The following is a 3,744-nucleotide window of genomic DNA, read 5'->3' as shown; positions in this document are numbered from 1 at the left end:
ATATTATCAAGGGACTCGCGAGTTCCTTCATCTTTCTAAATGCTGTTTTCTTACTTTTTCAGCAAGCCCTAATTAAAATATCATGCCAACAACAGTAAGCGTAGAACACCTTGAAATGACACCGGGAATGCGCGGCGGGAAACCCCGAATAGCTGGGACGAGAATCGCCGTACAAGATGTGATGGTGATGCACCTAAAAATGGGTTATTCTCTTTTAGAAATTGCCACTAAGTACGATCTGCTTGTAGCCGCAGTTTATGACGCTATGGCTTATTATTACGATCGTCGCCAAGCAATTGACAGAGAAATGGCAGAAGATGATGCTTTTGTGGATGAATTTATGCGTCAAAATCCGGGGAGATTACAAGCAAAAATTAAGGAATTAAAAGGTGAGTCTGAGAATTAGGTTTCATTTATATGAGCATATCGATCGTGATATTGCTGGGGCGTTACGTCTCTATGGTATTGATGTGACGACAACGGTAGAAGCAGGATTAAGGACTAAGATGGATGAGCAGCAGTGGTTTTTTATTCAACAAGAGCAGCGAATGCTTGTTACTCAGGATCGAGATTTTCTAGTTATGGCTTGCTGAATAAAAGTAGAAAGCTTACCAGATAAGGGGTTCAAGCTTTTGAAGCTCGAACGAGTGCAAGTTATAGGATTATATAGGCTCAAAACCCTTGCACTTTCGTTGTTCGGATCTGGCTAAATTTGGGAATTTAGCAATAAACCTACTATTTTTTGAGCTGTGTAGCCTCGTTTTTCGACTACGTACACTTTTTCAGCAAGCCCTAGTTATGGCTGGTATGAGTAATAATCATCCTGGTGTGGCTTACTTTAAACAGGGGAGTCGTTCGATCGGACAAGTAATAGAAACTTTGATTTTGCTCTATGAGATTTACACATCTGAAGAGATGGTCGGAATGGTAGAGTATTTGTGACGTAAGGGCGATCGCACTTTTGAACCGCAGATGCACGCTGATGGACGCGGATGGGGAAATGGCGATCGCTCTTTTCGACGCACCGGTCGATCGCACTTTTGAACCGCAGATGCACGCTGATGGACGCGGATGGGGGAAATGGCGATCGCTCTTTTGAACCGCAGATGCACGCCATTGCTGACAAGTTAAACTAGGGAAGCATTTGTCAATCAGCAATTATGCTCAAATTTTCTTCAAATATGGGGTGAAAAACGGAAACTTGGGCGCTCGTGCGAGCGTGCGGAGCGCCATATTGATGCCCGCTGACCCCAAATCGCGAATTTTCCACTCTTCAAACAGCACTATTTTGAGTATTATTGCTGATTGACAAATGTAGCAAAGTCTTAACTTGTCACGAATGGATGCACGCTGATGGACGCGGATGGGGGAACGGGCGATCGCTCTTTTTGACGTAAGGGCGATCGCTCTTGTTTGAAAGAAGTGGTAAAAGGTTAATTATGTTCGAGTCTTAATTGAAATTTCAGTAAACCTTACCACGTTTCATCTGTTAATGCACTAGCAACTTTTATCCCCCAATCCGACTCAAAGTAGTCGATCCTTGTTAGGAATATTATTCTAGCTGTTTCAGTTTCCAACGATACTTGTACAGACTTCTCGTCCATCAGGAAGTTTAGCGCAAGCACTGAATGGCGTGCGGTAGTTCATCATATCTCCATAGCTCACTCCGTTAACTTGAGTTGTGTACCGAACATAGGTTTTACCAGCTTGATCTTTAAGATACAAAACTGTATCCTTTGGAACATCAGCTTTAACCCAATTAGCTTGACACTGATCTGATTTTCGCAATTCAACTTTTATGTCTCGTTTACGGAATGGGTTTATCCAAGGGCGAGTGCGATCGGAAAGCCAGACTACAGCAACACCAGCTTCTGCATCGATGCGGCTGTGAATTACTTGCATTCCAGCATACTTGGAGTAGAATTCGATAGTGCGATCGACATCTGAAACGGGGAGTGCGATGTGAGTGAGACCTATATCAATCATAATAAGTAAAATAAGTTAATTATAACTGTTTGTGTTGTAAAGTGCCATTCTGTATTCTCAGCTTGACAATTAATCCGTGTATTAGACCTCTTGCAAAAATAACTAGGACGGGCTCTCCGGCCCATCCCACAAAATTTTTTTTCTTGTGGAATGGGCCGGAGAGCCCGTTCCAGAATTTGATTAAAAGGATTTTTGCAAGAGGTCTATTCTTTCGACCCCAAACTCGAATGTACTGCGCTCGTTATCCGAGTTTGGGGTCGAAGTCAAAATCCGTGTTCTGACTTCTGTTATGGCTTGTTGTTCAGCAGCTAGTCTTTCCCTCCCCTTTTTTTTATTTTCCCACAGGCTATGATTGACGGTTGACAGCTTTTCACAATCTAAATGCTAAACACAACTACAATAATTTCCAGCCTGCTGTTATTTATCCCGATTTCCATCGCCGGACACTTTCTCGGCTGGGAATCCTCCACAATCTTCATCACCTCGGCCCTAGCCATCGTCCCCCTAGCCGCCTGGATGGGCACGGCCACCGAAGAAATCGCCGTCGTCCTCGGCGCCAATTTGGGGGGTTTGCTAAACGCTACCTTCGGAAATGCCACGGAACTGATTATCGGCATCGTCGCCCTCAACGCCGGACTAATAGATGTTGTCAAGGCCAGTATCACTGGTTCAATTATGAGCAACCTGCTGTTAGTGATGGGATTTGCGATGCTGCTGGGCGGCTTGCGCTACAAAGAACAAGAATTTCAGCCGACAGTCGCCCGGTTGAATGCTTCAGCGATGAACTTAGCCGTGATTGCCATTTTGGTGCCGACGGCAGTTGATGCCACCTCTATTGGCATCCCTCCCGCAACTATGCAGAACCTCTCTAGCGCTGTTGCTTTAGTCCTGATTGTCGTCTACGTGCTGACACTGCTGTTTTCGATGAAAACCCACAGTTATCTGTACGATGCAGGGGTGGCCGAAATAGAAATGCTTGAAGAATTAGCCGAAAGTAACTTAGCACCAGACAGTCATGACCACAAAGTCAATCTGCCGCTGTGGATTGGGGTGCTGTTGGCCTGTACCCTGATGGTAGCTGTCGAGTCGGAACTGCTGGTGGGTACTCTGGAAGAAGCGACGGCGCGTTTGGGGCTGACATCACTGTTTACCGGGGTGATTTTAGTGCCGATTATTGGCAATGCGGCCGAACATACGACTGCTGTGACGGTGGCGATGAAAAATAAAATGGATTTGTCGGTTTCTGTGGCAATGGGTTCGAGTTTGCAAATTGCTTTGTTTGTTGCCCCGGTGTTGGTTTTGGCAGGTTTTGTCTTGGGCAAACCGATGGACTTGAACTTCAACCCGTTTGAACTTGTAGCGGTTACGGTGTCGGTGCTGATTGCGAATTCTATCAGTTCTGACGGCAACTCTAACTGGCTAGAAGGTACTTTGCTGTTGGCAGCTTATACGGTTTTGGCGCTGGCGTTCTACTTCCATCCGGTAATTGAGGGACTTGTTTAACAGGCTTTCTTATGCCGAAGTCCGAGGGAAGAAGGAAGAAGGAAGGAAAGAAGGAAGGAAGGAAGAGGGAAGATTTTTCCCACTCTCCCACTCTCCCCCGTCCCTTCCCTCTTCGCTCGGACTTCTCCCGAATGCCTTCGATAGTGGTCGCCCGCGATCGTACAATGGAAATGTGGCTGTGCGATTCGTTTAGTCGAAATGAGTAATACTCAGGGATGGCTAGTATGGCTACAGAGCCATAACAACTGGATACAT

The 3,744-nt window shown here is 45.7% G+C and carries 7 protein-coding genes; 6 read left to right on the top strand and 1 reads right to left on the bottom strand.

Going from position 1 to position 3,744, the window contains the following annotated elements; translation table 11 throughout:
- The first annotated feature begins 82 nt into the window (after positions 1-82).
- The 4 genes from QUB70_RS31970 to QUB70_RS31955 all read left to right on the top strand — a co-directional run bounded on the left by QUB70_RS31970 (position 83) and on the right by QUB70_RS31955 (position 1,099).
- On the top strand, positions 83-406 hold the full coding sequence (locus QUB70_RS31970) for a DUF433 domain-containing protein (RefSeq protein WP_332985813.1): 324 nt from the start codon (positions 83-85) through the stop codon (positions 404-406).
- Positions 390-593, top strand: coding sequence for a DUF5615 family PIN-like protein (locus QUB70_RS31965; RefSeq protein WP_332985811.1), 204 nt, complete (start codon positions 390-392; stop codon positions 591-593). The genes QUB70_RS31970 and QUB70_RS31965 overlap by 17 nt, the downstream gene beginning before the upstream one ends.
- Before the next feature lie 214 nt (positions 594-807).
- Positions 808-942, top strand: coding sequence for a hypothetical protein (locus tag QUB70_RS31960; RefSeq protein ID WP_332985810.1), 135 nt, complete (start codon positions 808-810; stop codon positions 940-942).
- Positions 943-961: 19 nt separating this feature from the next.
- Entirely contained in the window at positions 962-1,099 is a 138-nt protein-coding gene (locus QUB70_RS31955) for a hypothetical protein (protein ID WP_332985809.1), read from the top strand.
- A gap of 467 nt (positions 1,100-1,566) precedes the next feature.
- Here QUB70_RS31955 and QUB70_RS31950 read toward each other — a convergent pair whose 3' ends face one another.
- Entirely contained in the window at positions 1,567-1,986 is a 420-nt protein-coding gene (locus QUB70_RS31950) for a VOC family protein (protein WP_332985808.1), read from the bottom strand.
- Between the two features lie 381 nt (positions 1,987-2,367).
- Here QUB70_RS31950 and cax point away from each other — a divergent pair, with 381 nt between their 5' ends.
- Both cax and QUB70_RS31940 read left to right on the top strand, forming a co-directional pair.
- Complete coding sequence (gene cax, locus QUB70_RS31945; protein ID WP_332985807.1) at positions 2,368-3,489, top strand: calcium/proton exchanger; 1,122 nt, start codon at positions 2,368-2,370, stop codon at positions 3,487-3,489.
- Positions 3,490-3,500: 11 nt separating this feature from the next.
- Complete coding sequence (locus tag QUB70_RS31940; RefSeq protein WP_332985805.1) at positions 3,501-3,695, top strand: hypothetical protein; 195 nt, start codon at positions 3,501-3,503, stop codon at positions 3,693-3,695.
- Positions 3,696-3,744 lie beyond the last annotated feature (49 nt).

The organism is Microcoleus sp. A003_D6 (assembly GCF_036702825.1).
In the GTDB taxonomy this organism is placed as follows: domain Bacteria; phylum Cyanobacteriota; class Cyanobacteriia; order Cyanobacteriales; family Microcoleaceae; genus Microcoleus.
The sequence above is the reverse complement of the archived record's forward strand: the minus strand, read 5'-3'. Positions and strand labels throughout refer to the sequence as shown.